Annotated in this window: 15 protein-coding genes; 6 read left to right on the top strand and 9 right to left on the bottom strand. The window is 63.6% G+C overall.

The features are described from left to right. Nucleotides 1-338: 338 nt before the first annotated feature. The 3 genes from EJO71_RS09275 (at nt 339) to dkgB (ending at nt 4,465) form a co-directional block, all read left to right on the top strand. A complete protein-coding gene (locus tag EJO71_RS09275; protein ID WP_164546785.1) occupies nt 339-2,231 on the top strand; it encodes an AAA family ATPase in 1,893 nt (630 codons plus the stop codon). 159 nt (nt 2,232-2,390) lie between these two features. Then, complete coding sequence (locus EJO71_RS09280) at nt 2,391-3,593, top strand: MFS transporter (RefSeq protein ID WP_125948279.1); 1,203 nt, start codon at nt 2,391-2,393, stop codon at nt 3,591-3,593. Nucleotides 3,594-3,640: 47 nt separating this feature from the next. Further along, nucleotides 3,641-4,465, top strand: a complete 825-nt coding sequence (dkgB, locus tag EJO71_RS09285; RefSeq protein ID WP_125948278.1) for a 2,5-didehydrogluconate reductase DkgB — start codon at nt 3,641-3,643, stop codon at nt 4,463-4,465. Between the two features lie 25 nt (nt 4,466-4,490). On the opposite strand, the gene EJO71_RS09290 is transcribed toward dkgB, so the two are convergent. The 3 genes from EJO71_RS09290 to EJO71_RS09300 all read right to left on the bottom strand — a co-directional run bounded on the left by EJO71_RS09290 (nt 4,491) and on the right by EJO71_RS09300 (nt 6,556). Then, nucleotides 4,491-5,033, bottom strand: a complete 543-nt coding sequence (locus EJO71_RS09290) for an RICIN domain-containing protein (RefSeq protein ID WP_125948277.1) — start codon at nt 5,031-5,033, stop codon at nt 4,491-4,493. A gap of 68 nt (nt 5,034-5,101) precedes the next feature. Then, nucleotides 5,102-6,103 carry a patatin-like phospholipase family protein gene (locus EJO71_RS09295; RefSeq protein WP_125948276.1) on the bottom strand — a complete coding sequence of 334 codons (1,002 nt, stop codon included), beginning with the start codon at nt 6,101-6,103 and terminating at the stop codon, nt 5,102-5,104. A gap of 189 nt (nt 6,104-6,292) precedes the next feature. Beyond that, nucleotides 6,293-6,556 carry a hypothetical protein gene (locus EJO71_RS09300; RefSeq protein WP_125948275.1) on the bottom strand — a complete coding sequence of 88 codons (264 nt, stop codon included), beginning with the start codon at nt 6,554-6,556 and terminating at the stop codon, nt 6,293-6,295. A gap of 207 nt (nt 6,557-6,763) precedes the next feature. Between EJO71_RS09300 and EJO71_RS09305 the strand changes: the two genes are divergently transcribed. Further along, entirely contained in the window at nt 6,764-8,113 is a 1,350-nt protein-coding gene (locus tag EJO71_RS09305) for a serine hydrolase (protein ID WP_276311652.1), read from the top strand. 14 nt (nt 8,114-8,127) lie between these two features. Here the strand turns inward: EJO71_RS09305 and EJO71_RS09310 are convergent, their stop codons facing one another. The 5 genes from EJO71_RS09310 to EJO71_RS09330 are packed head-to-tail and all read right to left on the bottom strand — an operon-like array spanning nt 8,128 to nt 12,832. After that, a complete protein-coding gene (locus EJO71_RS09310) occupies nt 8,128-8,622 on the bottom strand; it encodes a nucleoside deaminase (RefSeq protein WP_125948274.1) in 495 nt (164 codons plus the stop codon). Nucleotides 8,623-8,627: 5 nt separating this feature from the next. Beyond that, nucleotides 8,628-9,920: a cyanate transporter gene (locus EJO71_RS09315; RefSeq protein WP_125948273.1), complete on the bottom strand. Its 1,293-nt coding sequence runs from the start codon at nt 9,918-9,920 to the stop codon at nt 8,628-8,630. Beyond that, on the bottom strand, nt 9,917-11,119 hold the full coding sequence (locus EJO71_RS09320) for an amidohydrolase family protein (protein ID WP_125948272.1): 1,203 nt from the start codon (nt 11,117-11,119) through the stop codon (nt 9,917-9,919). The genes EJO71_RS09315 and EJO71_RS09320 overlap by 4 nt, the downstream gene beginning before the upstream one ends. A 28-nt stretch (nt 11,120-11,147) precedes the next feature. Further along, nucleotides 11,148-12,623, bottom strand: coding sequence for a sodium:solute symporter (locus EJO71_RS09325; protein WP_125948271.1), 1,476 nt, complete (start codon nt 12,621-12,623; stop codon nt 11,148-11,150). Continuing rightward, on the bottom strand, nt 12,620-12,832 hold the full coding sequence (locus EJO71_RS09330) for a DUF3311 domain-containing protein (RefSeq protein ID WP_125948270.1): 213 nt from the start codon (nt 12,830-12,832) through the stop codon (nt 12,620-12,622). Before EJO71_RS09330 ends, EJO71_RS09325 begins: the two co-directional genes overlap by 4 nt. A 166-nt stretch (nt 12,833-12,998) precedes the next feature. Between EJO71_RS09330 and EJO71_RS09335 the strand changes: the two genes are divergently transcribed. Continuing rightward, nucleotides 12,999-13,766 carry a GntR family transcriptional regulator gene (locus EJO71_RS09335; RefSeq protein ID WP_125948269.1) on the top strand — a complete coding sequence of 256 codons (768 nt, stop codon included), beginning with the start codon at nt 12,999-13,001 and terminating at the stop codon, nt 13,764-13,766. 63 nt (nt 13,767-13,829) lie between these two features. Continuing rightward, nucleotides 13,830-14,759, top strand: coding sequence for an EamA family transporter (locus EJO71_RS09340; protein ID WP_125948268.1), 930 nt, complete (start codon nt 13,830-13,832; stop codon nt 14,757-14,759). Nucleotides 14,760-14,768: 9 nt separating this feature from the next. On the opposite strand, the gene EJO71_RS09345 is transcribed toward EJO71_RS09340, so the two are convergent. Beyond that, complete coding sequence (locus EJO71_RS09345) at nt 14,769-15,692, bottom strand: LysR family transcriptional regulator (RefSeq protein WP_125948267.1); 924 nt, start codon at nt 15,690-15,692, stop codon at nt 14,769-14,771. Nucleotides 15,693-15,778: the final 86 nt, after the last annotated feature.

Genomic DNA, 15,778 nt, shown 5'->3' on the forward strand with positions numbered 1-15,778 from the left:
GGTTGGAAGACCGGGAAGCTCTGACGAGAACCGGCAAGGCTCGCGCCTTCCCGTTCGAGCCGCCAAAACTGGGGGCGCAAACAGAAAAGCCGCAGACCATGTGCGGTAGCTGCGGCTTTCGTCGCAGAACTTCGACGGGCTTCCAAACCCGGCCGCGTTTTTTTCGCGACGGGGCAGTATATCGGCGAGGACATCGATTGATCATCCTGCGCCACTAGATACCAAGAAATAGTGATTCAACAAGCAAGGGTGCCGTGCTAGGAGCAGTTCCCTCTCCTTTTCACCGAGTGCTTTGTGTGTACTAGCGTGCTATGGTTCCGGATCGCAGGAGTAGAAAGATGCGCCTTCACGCCTTCAACATAAAAAACTTCAGATCAATCGTGAACACCGGATGGTGTCCTTTTTCACGCGACCACGTAACAGTTCTGGTTGGTCAAAATGAGAGCGGCAAAAGCTCCATATTGGAAGCACTTCATTGCCTGCTAAGCGGAGTCTCAATTTCGGAAGACGATTTGCGTGCAGCAGCGCCTTTGCCAGAAATGAACATCCGCTGTGAATTTTCCGCCCAAGAGTTAACTGATGCAATTGATGAGGAAAATTGGAGCAGCATTCAAGAAGATGCATTTCACAGCTACGCCAAGCGATGCAAGTTTATTTTTGAACTAAAAATGACTTGGAGACGAAGTAGAGAGAACGATAGTAAATTTGCGTATGACGTCACCATTCTTGACGAGCAATTGGAAAACGTTCTGACAGACTCCAAGAGGAAGCAAAAAAACATTGATCTACGAGAAACCGCTCTAGATAACCTCAAGGCAACTGTCTCAGCAATTGCGACAGCTACCCCGATTCCAAGCATCGCGACACCCACAGAAGAAAATGAAGAGGAGGAAGAGGAGGAAGAAGGTGAGATCATTTTCCTTACATCCTCTGATATTGCACATTGCCTGCACAACGCCTCACCCTCTTCAACCCTTTTCAATCCAGCAACTGGATTGCTGCCAAATACAGTAGATATCGATGAGAAATTTAATCTTATTGGAGTCAACAAACTAGCCGCGTCAAACTATCTTCAAATTGCCGGCCTTGATTTAAAACATCTTCTAAATACAGACAGAAGGGAGCGACAGTTTCTACTCAACAAGGCAAGAGAGAAAATCAGCAAGGATTTCAATCTTTTCTGGACTCAAACCATTGGAAAAAATAGAAAACTAGAAATCGGCTGCGAGATTGAATTTTACAGTTCAGAGGCCGGCGACAAGGCAGGAAAGCCGCACTTAGTTTTTGGAATAAGCGATGGCCACTCCATGCTTTATCCCAAACAACGAAGTGAAGGCGTTAGATGGTTTGTTTCATTCTATTTGCAGCTAAAGGCATCGGAGTCGCGCGGCCTTAAGCGCATTTTTTTAATGGACGAACCAGGTGCAAATCTACACCCAAAAGCACAAGAAGATGTACTGCGGCTCGTAAACTCACTAAGCTCTGGAATAGAAATTGTCTACTCGACTCATAGTAGCGCGTTGCTGGAGTTCAATAAGCTTTATCGAGTGCATGCAGTGCAAAGGACAGGGGATGAAGATGAGAGTCCAACTGAAATAATTGATGCACACAGCTTGAGTGCAGCCTCCACCGATACGCTTACTCCACTTTTGATGGCGATGGGGATTGACCTTTCAAGCCAGAACGTGATCAAGAGAGAGCACAACGTGTTGCTTGAAGAGATCAGTGGTTTTTATTATTTCAATGCTTTCTGGAAACTAAGGGACTGCAAACAGCCAGCGCATTTCATTGCAGCCACAGGAGCTAGCAATATCCCAACCCTAGCCAATATGTTTACCGGATGGGGGCTTAAATTCATTGCCGTCATTGATGATGACAACTTAGGGCGCACGGTCTACAAACAATTAAAACAAGAATTATGTGGAGACGATGAAGCAATCGCATCCGAGAGACTTTGGAAAATTCGAGATTGCTCCGGAATCGAAGATATTTTCTCTCACCGTGATTTCAAATCTCACATTCTTCGAGACACAGAAGCAAATTTTTCAATTAAGAATACAGAATTTTTAAAATCCGCAAAACGGTCAAAGCCGGTGATGGCCTATCAGTTCTGGGAAGAAGTTCAAGCAGGACGCTTGACTAGCTCCAATCTAGAACCAGAGACATTAAAAAAGATAGACGAAATAGTCACCGAAGTCAGCAAGCGACTCGAAAAACACAAGAGCTCATGAATTGAATATCGACCCCAATAGCGGTCGATTTGAAGCAAAACAATCAATCATGCCGGCGCCTTAATACTTGAATTCAAGTCAACTATCTTCTGCAGAATTTGCTATTTTTCTGCAAGGATAGCCGCGAGACACTCCTCCCATCCAAGAAGGAGTGCCCTCATGCCCATCGCCCTACTGGCGCTGACCCTCAGCGCCTTCGCCATCGGAACGACAGAGTTCGTCATCGTTGGCCTCATCCCCACAGTCGCAGCCGACCTCAACATCGGCCTCCCCTCCGCCGGCCTGCTGGTCAGCCTCTACGCACTGGGCGTCGCCATCGGCGCGCCTGTGCTCACCGCGCTCACGGGCAAGCTGCCGCGCAAGGCGCTGCTGCTCGGGCTGATGGCGCTGTTCACGCTCGGCAATCTGCTGGCGTGGAAGGCGCCCAGCTATGAATCGCTGATTGCCGCCCGCGTGCTCACGGGGCTGGCGCACGGGGTGTTCTTCTCCATCGGCTCGACGATCGCCACCGGCTTGGTGCCGAAGGAAAAGGCGGCGAGCGCCATCGCGATCATGTTCACGGGCCTCACAGTGGCGCTGGTCACGGGCGTGCCGCTGGGCACGTTCATCGGGCAGCACTTCGGCTGGCGCGAGACTTTCCTGGCCGTGTCTGCCCTGGGCGTTATCGCCTTCATCGGCAGCTGGCTCTTCGTGCCCGGCAACATCCGCCACACGCCACCGGCCTCGCTGGCGCAGCAAGCCAAGGTGCTGGCCGAGCCGCGCCTGCTGCTGGTGTATGCGAAGACGGCCATCGGCTATGGCGGCTCGTTCATTCCGTTCACGTTCCTCGCGCCGATCCTCACGGAGGTGTCGGGCTTCAGCGCCGGCGCCGTGGGCTGGGTGATGCTGGTTTACGGCGTGTCGGTGGCGGTGGGCAACATCTGGGGCGGCAAGCTGGCCGACCGCAAGGGCCCGATTCCGGCGCTGAAGATCATCTTCGCGCTGCTGGCCGCGGTGCTGCTGCTCTTCAACTTCGCGGCGCCGCACAAGTGGCTGGCCCTGCTCGCGGTGCTGATGTGGGGCGCGGTGGCTTTCGGCAACGTGCCGGGGCTGCAGGTGTACGTGGTGAAGCAGGCCGAGCGCTTCACGCCGCAGGCGGTGGACGTGGCTTCGGGCCTGAACATCGCGGCCTTCAACCTGGGCATTGCCGGCGCGGCTTGGGCCGGCGGGCTGATCGTGACTCACCTGGGGCTGATGCACACGCCGTGGATCGGTGCGCTGGTGGTGCTGGTGTCACTGGCCCTCACGCAATGGAGCGGAAGGCTCGACCGCCGTGCCGGCATTCCGGTGCGGGCTTCGGGGCCGGTGCCGGTCGGCCACTGAATTTCTCTTTTTTCTCTTCTCTCTTTTCAATGCACAAGGACAACACCATGAACACGAACGTCACGAAGAACCCCATTCCCGCCTTCGGCCTCGGCACCTTCCGCCTGAAGGGCCAGGTGGTCATCGACTCGGTGAAGAACGGCCTCGACGTGGGCTACCGCACCATCGACACGGCGCAGATCTACGGCAACGAGGCCGAGGTGGGCCAGGCGATTGCCGAAAGCGGCGTGGCCCGCGAGAGTCTCTTCATCACCACCAAGATCTGGACCGACAACTACGCCAGGAGCAAGCTGGTGCCCAGCCTGAAGGACAGCCTCGCGAAGCTGCGCACCGACCATGTGGACCTGACGCTGATCCACTGGCCCTCGCCCGGCAACGCGGTGCCGGTGGCCGAGTTCATGGGCGCGCTGGCCGAGGCCAGGGCGCAGGGGCTCACCAAGCACATCGGCGTGTCGAACTTCAACATCGCGCTGATGAAGGAAGCCATCGCGGCCGTGGGCGCGCAGAACATTGCCACCAACCAGATCGAGCTGCACCCCTACCTGCAGAACCGCAAGGTGGCTGAATTCGCGAAGAGCGCCGGCATCCACATCACTTCCTACATGACGCTGGCCTACGGCAAGGTCATCAACGACCCGGTGATCGAGGCGATTGCCAAGGCGCACGGCGCAGCCACCGCGCAGGTGGTGCTGGCCTGGGCGATGCAGCTGGGCTACGCGGTGATTCCGTCGTCCACCAAGCGCGCGAACCTCGAAGGCAACCTGAAGGCGCTGCAGCTGAAGCTGACGGACGCCGAAATGGCGCAGATCGCGGCGCTCGACCGCAACGAGCGCCTCACAGACCCGGCCGGTCTGTCGCCGGCCTGGGACTGAGCCTCCCTGCGCTTTTTTCCTCTCTTCAGCCCGCGTTGCCCACGGGCCTGAACCCCCAGGCCTGCGCCCGGAACCCGGTGAAGCTGATGGGGCCGGCCACGGCGCTCGATTCCACCTTGTTGTCGGCAAGCCCGATGACCAGCGGCGCATTCGAGTTGCTCGCCCCCAGCTTGCACTGGATGTACCAGTAGCCGGGCTCCTCGGTAGAGAGCAGGCTCCAGAGTTGCCTGTCGGCATCGGCCAGGCCGGCGGGCATCATCACGACGGACGTGGGCACGATCGTGGAGCCGGGCTGCAGCGTGAGGACGAACCCGGTGCCCATCTGCGTCTGCAGATACCACCAGCCCGGTGCATCGGGCGAGGGAATGAACAACCATTGCTGGTTGCCGGTCTGCGGCAGCTTGAGCGTGTACCCGATAACCCCCGCGCCCTTGGCGGGGTTGTTGCCGTTCACGTCCAGCACGTAATGGTCGCCCGGCAGGTACTGGATGTTGTAGGGCCCGAGGTTCAGGTTCCCCACGGGGATGGCGGGCGTTGACGCCGGAGCGCCTGTTGAGGTGATCGACATCGTCGTTTCTCCTTTCCTGGAATGCGTTCTTCGTTTGCTTGCCAGTGGTGAGCGGTGGCAAGTGGCGCTCAGGTCCGCACCGAGCCGAGCGAGTGCTCGACCCAGTACTTCTGCAGCAGGGCTTCGGCGTACGCGGTGTCCGCGTTCGCGCCCTTGTCCTGCAGCAGCTGCAGGGCCTGCGGGTAGACCGTGTTTTCCGGCACGAAGAAGGGCAGCGTCGGGTTGATGTTGGTGTAGCGATCGCCCAGCAGCATCTTGGCGAGCATCGGCATGAGCTCGGTCGAAGTGCCGTTCAGGCTCATGTCGAGCACCGGCGACGACTTCGCCTGGTTCATGAGGAACGGCGGCGAGTTGTTGAAAGGATTCGCATCGCCGTTCATCCACTGCTCGGCGCCCCAGTTGTGGGTGTCGCTGGCAACCCAGTCGGGCATGTAGCCGGTGCCGAAGGTGATGGCGGTGATGTCCTCGAGTGCATGACCCGCCTTCACCGCCAGGGCGATTGCCGCGACCGTGGGGTCGTGGTTGAAGAAGCAGCCGTCGACGTTGCCGTCGAACGAGCCCAGCTGCCCGGGCATTGCGCCGCTCGACGTGGCCGCCTTGGCGATGGCCACGTCGCCAAGGCCGGGGATCATGTTCGTGTACATGACCGGCTGCCACGGAATGGCTGTCTGCACCGAGTTCTTCACCTCGAGCCCGCCGACGTTGAAGGTCACGAAGAGCGCCTTCTTCATCAGGATGTCCTGGACCTTCGCGTCGCCATGCAGCGCAAGCTGCGAGGCGTAGACCTCGTCGATCGAGTACGCGGGCTGCCTCGGATCGGTGTTCATCTTCTGATAGAACCCGATCTCCCCGTTCTGGGAGGTGAAGAGATTGATGATGTCTTGCGGCGTCTTCCCCGCCAATAGCTCGCTCGTGATGATCGAGCCCGTCGAGCACCCCGCGATGAGGTCGGTGTTGTCGATGATCTGAGGGTACTTCTGGTACAGCTTGTTCAGCACCGACACCGGCATCAGCCCTCGTATGCCACCGCCGACGAACGAGAGGATGGTGAATTTCTGCGTTTCCGCCATAGCCAACTCCTTTCAAAAGAAATGACTTCCATGAAATGACTTCCCGGCCGGGGAAGCGGAGTCTGGGCGCTCGGCATGCTTGCCGCTACGAGTGGAATCCCGTTCAATCCAACTCTGTAATTCCGCAAGCCGCGCAAGGGTTCGGAATGAAACCTGATGCGCCGGAAATTGGCGCGAAGGTTCTCTTCTTCATGCGGCGCAATCGCAAAGCGCATCGAGCGCGTACCTAAGTTCGCGCTCTTCGTCCGAGGTCAATGCGAGCACGAGATTGCGGAATTCGGTCTTGTAGCAAGGCAGCATCAGTGCTGCGGTGAGTGCGTGGGTGCTGTCACTGCCGCGCGCTATGTGCGCGTTGCACGCCGCCACGCTGCGATGGATTTCGAGCGCACGCGCGACCCGGGCGGAAGACGGCTTCGTCGCGCTGCCGCTATCGCTGCTTCTGGTGATGAACATTGCCAGCTCCTCTTGGCGCGCGTCGAGTGGCGCCGTGAGGTCACTCTATTCAGAGCTGGGCAGAGTGGTGAGTAACAACATCGTCGTGAATCCCGACGACAGGTTTGGTGCCGGAGCGCATGAGTGCGATCATTCGCGGCGGCAAGGTGCAATGCCCTGCCCATGGCGCGCAGGCGTCATCACCAATAAACAGACGAGGAGATTCGCGTGGATCAAGGTGTCCGGAGGGTGTTTGTCGTTGCGCGCCCGGTGCGCGCTGCGTTGTCGGTTTCGCTGATTGCTGCCGCAGTGCTGCTCGCGGCCTGCGGTGGTGGAGGCGGCGGCGGAGGTGGTGGGAGCGGCGCCATCCTGCCCATCGTCGTGGCGCCTCCTCCTGCCAGTGGTGGCGGCAATCCGGGCACCGGCAGCGGCTATCCGCATGCCTCGGAGCCCATCGGCACGGTCCGCCAGATCTACGACGGCGCCCTGTCTCCGGATCTCGCCGTCAACACATACCGCAACACCGACCGGCTGTTCCCGACACGGACGATCGAGCCCGGCGGCACGCCCTACGCGCTGCCCGCGGCCGCCTCCCAGTTGACCCAGCTGAGCTTCTCGACTGGCGGCGCGACCTACAGCATGGCCGACTTCATGGCCGCCAACCGCGTGGCCGGCTTGCTGATCCTGAAGGACGGCAAGATCGCCAATGAAACCTACCAGTACGGCAACACGCAGAAGACCCGCTGGATGTCTATGTCGGTGGCCAAGTCGATCACGTCGACACTGGTCGGCCTGGCGGTGAAGGACGGCTACATCGCCAGCCTCGACGACCAGGTGGTCAAGTACGTGCCTCGGTTGGCAGGGAGCGCCTACGACGGCGTCACGGTACGCAATGTGCTGATGATGGCCTCGGGCGTGAAATGGAACGAGACCTACACCGACCCTTCATCCGATCGCCGTCAGTTGCTGGAAGCACAGCTCGGCCAGAAGCCGGGGTCGGCCATGGACCTCATGAGCAAGCTGCCTCGCGTGGCCGCACCGGGCTCCGTGTACAACTACAGCACCGGTGAGGCACGGGTGGCCGGCGAGATCGTCTACAACGCGGTCAAGAAGCCGCTGGCGCAGTACCTGTCCGAGAAGGTCTGGTCGAAGCTCGGCATGGAAGCACAAGCCAACTGGTGGCTGGACTCGCCGGACGGCATCGAGTTCGCGGCCGGCGGCATCAGCGCGACCTTGCGCGACTATGGGCGCTTCGGCATGTTCGTCATGAACGACGGCTTTGCCGGCGGTCAGCAACTGCTGCCCCCGGGGTGGGTCATGGAAGCGGGTTCCCCCAAGGTACTGAGCACCGGCACCGCATCGGACTACGGCTACATGTGGTGGATCCCCACCAACAAGAGCAGCCAGTCCGCGGTGGACGGCGCGTTCTTCGCGGTCGGGATCATGGGCCAGCAGATCTACATCAACCGCAAGGAAAAGGTCGTGATCGTCATCTGGGGAGCGCAGACCAACCCGACGGCGACCGGCATTCCGGCGGTTCCGTTCTTCGATGCGGTCGTGAAAGCGCTCAAGACATAGGTGCCACAGGTGCGTCAGGCGGCCTTGCGTGGCGCGGCCCACGCCGACAGGATCCGCACGGCTTCGCCATCCATCTTCTGCTCGGCGGGCAAGCTGCGCCGCTCAAACGGCGCACCAGCCTCGGCGCGCAGCGCCTCCACGTCGATGGGGTGCCGAGCCTCCACCGTCACGCCCTCGAAGGCCTTGCCCGACTGCGCAAGCGAGGCTGCGTAGTACAGCTTCGCGATGCCCGCTATGTGCATCGCCGCCGCACACATGGCGCACGGCTCGCACGAGGTGTAGAGCTCGCAGCCCTGCAGGTTGACGGTACCCAGCTTGCGGCATGCATCGCGGATCGCTTCGACTTCGCCGTGCGATGTCGGGTCGTGGTGCGCGACGGAATGGTTGAAGCCTTCGCCGACGATCACGCCATCTTTCACGACGACGGCGCCAAAGGGCTCGGTGCCGGGCTCGCTCAGCGCCTGTGCGGAAAGAGCGATCGCCCGCTGCATGAATTGCTCTTGGTACATCGTGTTCAGACCTTTCTGGTGGCCGCGCTGTCGAGCGCGTTGATGGATGGTGCGCCGGCTTGAGTGCCGCGCGCAACGAAGAGGCCCGCCGTGGCGGCTGCATAGCGACGCGGATCGAAGCGCAGCATGAGCGGCAGCAGCGCCGCCACGACCGCCGCGAGATAAGCCCACGCGAGCGTGAAGCCGCCGGTCTGCTCGCGCACCCAGCCAGTGACGAACGGCGCAAGCGCCGCGATCATGAAGCCGACACCCTGCATGAAGCCCGCGAGGGCACCGGCCTGCGCGGGGTCGGGCAGGTGGTCGAGCGCGAGCACCATGCACAGCGAGAACGCGCCGCCGAGACCGAAGCCCAGGACGACGGCGATGGCGACGGCCGGCACGGGCGCATCGAAGGTCAGCGCACAGAAGCCTGCGAGTTGCGCGGCGAGCGTGAGCACCAGCCAGGGCCGCAGGTCGCGCCCGCGGCTGCGCGCGATGGCAGGCATGGCGAGCGCGGAGACCACCTGCGCGGCAGTCATCAGCGCAAGCACCGAGCCGCCCTGCTGCGCGGTCCAGCCCTGTTGCGCATAGAAGTGCGGCAGCCACGCGACGAGGCTGGTGTAGCCGCCGTTGATGAGGCCGAAGCACGCGGCCAGCAGCCATGCGCGGCGGCTCGCGAAGCAGCGCAGCCATGAAAGGCCGCGAAGGCCCGGCGCCTCGGCTGTGGAAGTGGATTCGATGCGCCGCATGTTGAGCCAGTACAGCAGCGCGAAGGTTGCGAGCAGGGCCCAGATCGCGAGGCCTGCGTGCCAGTCGGGCCCCTTGTCGCCGCCCAGTGCATGCGCGACCCACGGGCTGGCCATGGCGCCAAGCCCGCCGCCGCCCATGATGGCGGCGGAGTACAGCCCGGTCATCACGCCGATGCGCGCCGGGTAAGCCTGCTTCACCACGCCGGGCATCAGCGCCTGCACCAGGCCGACGCCAGCGCCCGCGAGCGCGGCGCTCCACAGCAGCGCCGCCGCGCCGCCGGCCACATAGCGGCTGGCACAGGCAACGGCGATGGCCACGAGCCCGAGCGCGACGCCGCCGCGCGCGCCGATGCGCTGGCCGACGGCCGCGCCGAAGAGCGAGGTGGCGCCCATCGCGAACATTGGCAGCACCGTCAGCAACGCCACCGAGTGGAAGCCGATGCCGGTCGCAGTGCGGATGGGTTCGAGCAACGGGCTGCTCGACGTGAGAAAGGCGCGCAGGTTCAGCGCCACCAGCACGATGACGATTGCGAAGGCGATGCCTCCGTCGTGCTTGCCCCCTGCCTTCACAAGGCGGCCAGTTCGGCGCTCAGCATGCCGTTGCGCGCAACGACGCGCCCGCCCGCCACCACCAGCTTGCGCACGGGCCGCGAGACGACGGCGTGCGCGACCGTCTGCGCGTCGACCAGCACGAGGTCGGCACGGTTGCCGGGCACGAGGCCGTAGTTCTCGAAGCCGCAGCCGCGCGCGCCGGAGTGGGTGACGGTGTCGAGCGCCACTTCGATCTCGTCGTCGCGGCGCAGGTTGTAGCGCAGGCCGATGATCATGGCGCGCTCCAACATGTCGGGGATGCCGTAGGGCGACCAGGTGTCGCGGATGCCGTCGTTGCCGCCGAGCACTGTCACGCCGGCCTGCCGGCAAGCCATGAGCGGCGGCACGGTGCGCGAAGGCGGCGCGCTGGTGATGAGCACCACGCCCAGCTTCGCCATGCGCGCGAGCAACGCATCGCGCTCGCGTTCGCTAACGTCGCCGAGGCAGAAGCCGTGGCTGATGGCGACCTTGCCCTGCATGCCCAACGCCTCGGTGCGCTGCAGGATCAGATCGAGCGAGAAGGCCCCCATGGCGCCGGGCTCGTGCAGGTGGATGTCGACGGGGCGCTGGTGCCTGTGGGCGATGTTGAAAAGCACGTCGAGCGACTTCACCGGGTCGCCGTCGATGGCGCAGGGGTCGAGGCCACCGAGCACGTCGGCGCCCATCGCCAGCGACTGGTCGAGCAGCTCGGCGGTGCCGGGCCGGCCGAGCAGGCCCGATTGCGGAAAGGCGACGACCTGGATCTGCTGCACCTCGCGCAGCGTCTCGCGCGTGCGCAGGGTGCCTTCGAGATGGCGCAGGCCAGCCTGCGTGTCGACGTCGACGTGCGTGCGCAGCCGCGTGGTGCCCAGCGCGAGGAATGCCTTGGCGAGCGCAAGCGACTGCGCGGCCGCGTCGTGCCCGCTGGTGTGGCGGAAGGCACGCTCGTTCTCGATCTTGTCGGTGAGGTTCGTGCCGACTTCGTTGCGGTACCAGTCCATGCCCCACATCGTCTTGTCGAGATGGGTGTGGCCCTCGACGAGGCCGGGCAGCAGCAAGGCGCCGTGGCCTTCCTCGACGGCGGCATCTGCGGGCGCGGCGAGCGCGGTGCCGAGCTCGGCGATGCGTCCGTCCTGCACCCGCACGTCGACCGGGGAAGCGCCCATGGGGCGCACGTTGCGAATCAGGAGCGATGACATGGTGGGAGTCCTATTCTTGAAATCTTCATCAGGCGGGTTGCGCCACGGCGGTGCGCGGCGAGATGCGCGGGGTGAAGAGCGCCACGATCACGAACACCAGCGCATTGGTCGCCAGAGCCACGAGCCCTGTGTTGAGCGACTTGAAGACGACAGGCGCGGCCGGGAACAGCGTACCGAGGTTCGAGCTCGTGGTCATCATGAAGGCCAGCACCGCGCCGCCGACCAGGATGCCCGCAAAGGCGGCGTGCTTGTTGCCGAAGGGCTTCTTCATGAGGCTGAAGAGCAGCGAGGGCAGCAGCTGCGTGAGCAGGCTGGAGGCGAAGATGGCAACAGCCACGATGGTGGTGCCGCCGCGCAGCACGAAGTACACCGCCACCAGCGCGAACACCGGCAGCACGCCGCGCGCCACGCGCGAGACCTGCCTGTCGGTGGCATGGGGCGCGAAGCCTTCCTTGTAGACGTTCTTGCCGATCACGGTGGAGGCCGTGAGCAAAATCATCGAGCCCGGCACCAGCGCGGTGAGCACGCCCGTGCCGCCGATCACGCCGACGAACCACGGGTCGAAAGTGTGCTTGACGAGGCCGAAGAGGGCCAGGTCGACGTCGGAGCCCTTGAGCCCCGGCACCTGCAGGATGGCCGCGAAGCCGACCAGGAACAGGAAGGCGATGACCACCTGGTACAGCGGCATCAGGATGGTGTTGCGCCGCACCGCGCTCGCGCTCTTTGCCGCGTACACCGAGGTGAGGTTGAACGGGTAGAGGTAGTAGCCCAGCGCCGTCAGCAGGATGGTCGAGTTGTACCAGGTGAGGTTCAGGCCTTCCTTCGGGAACTCGAAAAAGCCGGGGTTGGCCGCATGGATGGCGGTGAACATGGGCGCGACGCCGCCGTAGTAGTGCCACGGCAGGTAGATGCCGAGGAACACGGCGAGCGCGAGGATCAGGATGTCCTTCACGATCGCGATGCTGGCCGAGCCGTGGATGCCCGAGAACAGGATGTAGCTCACCATCACCAGCGTGCCGATCCAGATCGCCACCTGCGGCGCGATGGAGCCGTACGAGGCCTCCGACACGATGATGCCGAGCCCGCGCAGCTGGATGGTCAGCAACGCGACCATGCCCATGAGCGCCACGACCGACACCAGCACGCCGAGCGGGCGGCTGTCGTACTTGTGCGCGAAGAAGTCCGAGAACGACACCAGCTTGTGCGTGGTGGCGTAGCGCCAGACGGCCGGCAGCATCCAGAAGGCCATGAGGTAGGCCAGCCCGCCGTAGGCCAGGATGTAGAAGGCCGGCGTGCCCTTGCTGTAAGACCAGCCGCTCGCGCCCAGGAAGGTGAAAGTGGAGAACGACTCGCCCGCCATCAGCAGGAACACCATGATGGCACCCAGCCCGCGCCCGCCGAGCGCCCATTGCTCCAGGTTCATGGTGCGGCCGCGCCGCGCGAGCACCGCGAGGCCCAGCGCGCCGACGACGAACAGGGCGATGACTCCGAGCGCGGCGTTCATCGCGCGTCTCCGGTGGCCGAAGGCGCGTCGATGTCGCCCTCGGCGCGGTCGATGACCACCATGATCAGCGAGGTCAGCACCAGCCAGCTGACGTTCCACACCATCAGGAAGGGCATGCCGAGCACGAAGGTGGGCGCGACGGAGGACAGCCATCCCCCGCTGAAGAAGGCGGCGACCGGCAGTGCGGCAAGCCATTTGGCGGATTTCATGGAGAGCCTCGATTCATGTCTCTGGTTGGGATTTTCTGTGATTTTGGTTAACCATACAATTTATTTTGGTTAACCAAACGGCGCGAATGGTACGGAGCACGACCGGGCGAGTCAATCCAGGGGCTTACCCGGGGGCGACATCGCGCAAGCAATAATCCGGCTGCCTATGCCCTCCGCCGCCCGCAAGACCCCAGCGACCGCCCCCTCCCCCGAACTCACGGAAGCCGACGACGCGAACGTGGACGAACGCGTCTACGCCGCCGTGTCGAAGGCGCTGCTCAGCGGCAAGCTGCGGCCCGGCACGCCTCTGCGCGAACGCGCGCTGGCCGAGGCGCTGGGCTGCACGCGCGGCGCGGTGCGCAAGGTGCTGGCGCGGCTGGGGTCGGAAAAGCGGCTGGTGCTGGAGCACAACCGCGGCGCCTTCGTGCCCAACCCCTCCATCGACGACATGCGCGGCATCTACCGCGCGCGCCGCATCGTCGAGGCCGGGCTGGTGACCACGCTGTTCGGCAATCTCTCGCGCGAGCAGGTGGCCGCGCTGCGCAAGCACGTGCAGGCGGAGCAGAAGGCCTTCAAGGAAGGCCGGCGCGAGGACGCGATCAAGCTGGCGGGCGACTTCCACCTGCTGCTTGCGCAGATGGCGGAAAGCGAGGAGCTGCTGTCGTACATCAAGCGGCTCATTTCGAACACCGAGCTCTACAAGGCGCTGTACGACTCCGCCGAGGCCGCGAGCTGCGCGCCGCGCGAGCATGAGCAGATCATCGAGGCGCTGGCCACGGGCAAGTCGCTCGACAAGGCGCTGGCCGTGGCGCTGGAGCACCTGGACGAGCTGGAGCAGCGCGTGATCGCCGGGGCTGCGGCCGAGCAGGAAGTCGACCTGGCGACGCTGCTGAACGGCAGCATGAACAGCAAACCGCACGCGCACGACCACTGAGGCATCCACGCTTCGTTCGCGGCCGAAGTGTGGCCGCGCCGGTGAGGGAATGATCGGCGCACCATGCACGCATCAACACCCTCCTCCATCGACAAGCCCCACACCAGCCTCGCCCTCGAATGGGCACTGCTCGCGCTGCTCGCCACCTGCTGGGGCGCCTCCTACACCTTCATCAAGATCGGCGTGGCGACCATTCCGCCGGTCACGCTGATCGCGGCGCGCACGCTCATTGCCGGAGCGCTTCTGCTCGCCGTGCTGCGCGTGCGCGGCGTGAGGCTGCCGAAGGAGCCGGCGATGTGGGGCCGCTTCGCGCTGCAGGCCTGCCTGAACAGCGTGCTGCCCTTCACGCTCATCGCATGGGCGGAGCGCAGCGTGGACGCGGGGCTGGCGACGATCCTCAACTCGACCTCGCCGATCTTCATCTTCCTGCTGGGGCTGGGCCTCGGCGGCTCCGAAAAACCGACGCTGCGCCGCATGTTCGGCGTGGGCGCGGGCCTTGCGGGCATCTGCCTGATCGTGGGCTTCGAGGCGCTGAACGGGCTCGGGCATTCGCTGCTCGCGCAGCTCGGGCTGGTGGCCGCCGCCGTCTGCTACGGCTGCGCCGCGATGTTCGGCCGCGTGTTCAAGGGGCTGGACCCGATGGTGCCGGCCGCAGGTTCGCTGGTCAGCGGCGCGGCGATGCTGCTGCCCGCGAGCCTCGTGGTCGACAGGCCGTGGACGCTCTCGCCCTCTTCAGCATCGATGGCGGCGGTGCTAGCGCTCGCGGTGCTCTCGACCGCGCTGGCCTTCACGATCTACTTCCGGCTGATCAAGACTCTGGGGCCGATGTCCACCGCCGCCCAGGCCTATCTGCGCGTGCCCATCGGCGTGACGATCGGCGTGGTGTTCCTCGGCGAGACGCTGGCGGCCACGGCATGGCTCGGGCTGGCCTGCGTGGTGGCGGGGGTGGTGGCGATGACGATGCCGGCCACGAAGCGCCCGCAGCGCAGCTGAGAGCGCCGCTCAGCCGCGCGGCACCTCCGGATTGATGTTCAGCGCGTGCGGCCCGTTCGCCAGCTGCTTCTTCAGGAACTCCACGCACACACGCACCTTCGCCGAGCCGGCAGTGCGGGTGCTGGTCATGGCCCAGATGTCGGCCGGCTCGTGGTACGCAGGCAGCACGCGCGTCACGCGGCCTTCGATCAGCGGCTGCGCCACGTCCCAGATCGACAGCAGGCAGATGCCCTTGCCGTCGATGCTCCACCCCCGCACGACGTCGCTGTGGTTGGAGCTGAAGCGGCTCGTCACCTTGACGGCCTCCATGCCCCGGGGGCCCATCAGCCGCCAGTTGCCGAAAGGCTGGTCGCGCTCGCGGAACAGCAGGCACTCGTGCTCCGCAAGCTCGGCCACGGTCTTCGGATGGCCGTGCTGCGCGAGGTAGTCGGGCGAGGCGCAGAGGATGCGCCGGCTCTCGACCATGCGTTGCGCGATGAGCCGCGGCTGGGTGGGGTCGCCCACGCGGATGTCCAGGTCGAAGTTCTCTGTGATCAGGTCGACGCGCCGGTCCATCAGCTCCAGCCAGACCTCGATGCGCGGATAGCGCTTGCCCAGCGCCGACAGGATGGGCGCGACGTGCTCGCGCCCGAGCCGCTGGCTGGTGGCGATGCGCAGCGGGCCCGAGGGCTCCTTCTTGGCGCTGCTGAAGGCCTCCGACATGGCGTTGGCGTCGTCGAGGATGCGCTGCGCCCACTGGTAGGCGCGCTCGCCGTCCTCGGTGATCACCACGCGCCGCGTGGTGCGGTGGAACAGGCGCACGCCGAGCTGCGATTCGAGGATGGCGATGCGCTTGCTGATGTGCGCCGACGTGGTTCCGATCTCGAGGGAGGCGCCGGCGAAGCTGGAACGCCGGGCGGCCTCGCAGAACACTTCCAGGTCTTTCAGGTCCATGGCTTTTTTATCAACGATCTGTTGATACCGGGTCAACAGAAGGCGGATTGTAGTTCTCTCTGTTGTTACTAGACTCCGCGGCAGTT

Origin of the sequence: Variovorax sp. 679, assembly GCF_003952185.1 — a bacterium.
Classification (GTDB): Bacteria; Pseudomonadota; Gammaproteobacteria; order Burkholderiales; family Burkholderiaceae_C; genus Variovorax.

Coding starts and splice junctions, on each gene's coding strand:
- EJO71_RS09310 (WP_125948274.1), bottom strand. CDS start 8,622: ATGTACCAAGAGCAATTCATGCAGCGGGCGATCGCTCTTTCCGCACAG.
- dkgB (WP_125948278.1), top strand. CDS start 3,641: ATGAACACGAACGTCACGAAGAACCCCATTCCCGCCTTCGGCCTCGGC.
- EJO71_RS09330 (WP_125948270.1), bottom strand. CDS start 12,832: ATGAAATCCGCCAAATGGCTTGCCGCACTGCCGGTCGCCGCCTTCTTC.
- EJO71_RS09335 (WP_125948269.1), top strand. CDS start 12,999: ATGCCCTCCGCCGCCCGCAAGACCCCAGCGACCGCCCCCTCCCCCGAA.
- EJO71_RS09320 (WP_125948272.1), bottom strand. CDS start 11,119: ATGTCATCGCTCCTGATTCGCAACGTGCGCCCCATGGGCGCTTCCCCG.
- EJO71_RS09300 (WP_125948275.1), bottom strand. CDS start 6,556: ATGTTCATCACCAGAAGCAGCGATAGCGGCAGCGCGACGAAGCCGTCT.
- EJO71_RS09345 (WP_125948267.1), bottom strand. CDS start 15,692: ATGGACCTGAAAGACCTGGAAGTGTTCTGCGAGGCCGCCCGGCGTTCC.
- EJO71_RS09340 (WP_125948268.1), top strand. CDS start 13,830: ATGCACGCATCAACACCCTCCTCCATCGACAAGCCCCACACCAGCCTC.
- EJO71_RS09290 (WP_125948277.1), bottom strand. CDS start 5,033: ATGTCGATCACCTCAACAGGCGCTCCGGCGTCAACGCCCGCCATCCCC.
- EJO71_RS09325 (WP_125948271.1), bottom strand. CDS start 12,623: ATGAACGCCGCGCTCGGAGTCATCGCCCTGTTCGTCGTCGGCGCGCTG.
- EJO71_RS09280 (WP_125948279.1), top strand. CDS start 2,391: ATGCCCATCGCCCTACTGGCGCTGACCCTCAGCGCCTTCGCCATCGGA.
- EJO71_RS09275 (WP_164546785.1), top strand. CDS start 339: ATGCGCCTTCACGCCTTCAACATAAAAAACTTCAGATCAATCGTGAAC.
- EJO71_RS09295 (WP_125948276.1), bottom strand. CDS start 6,103: ATGGCGGAAACGCAGAAATTCACCATCCTCTCGTTCGTCGGCGGTGGC.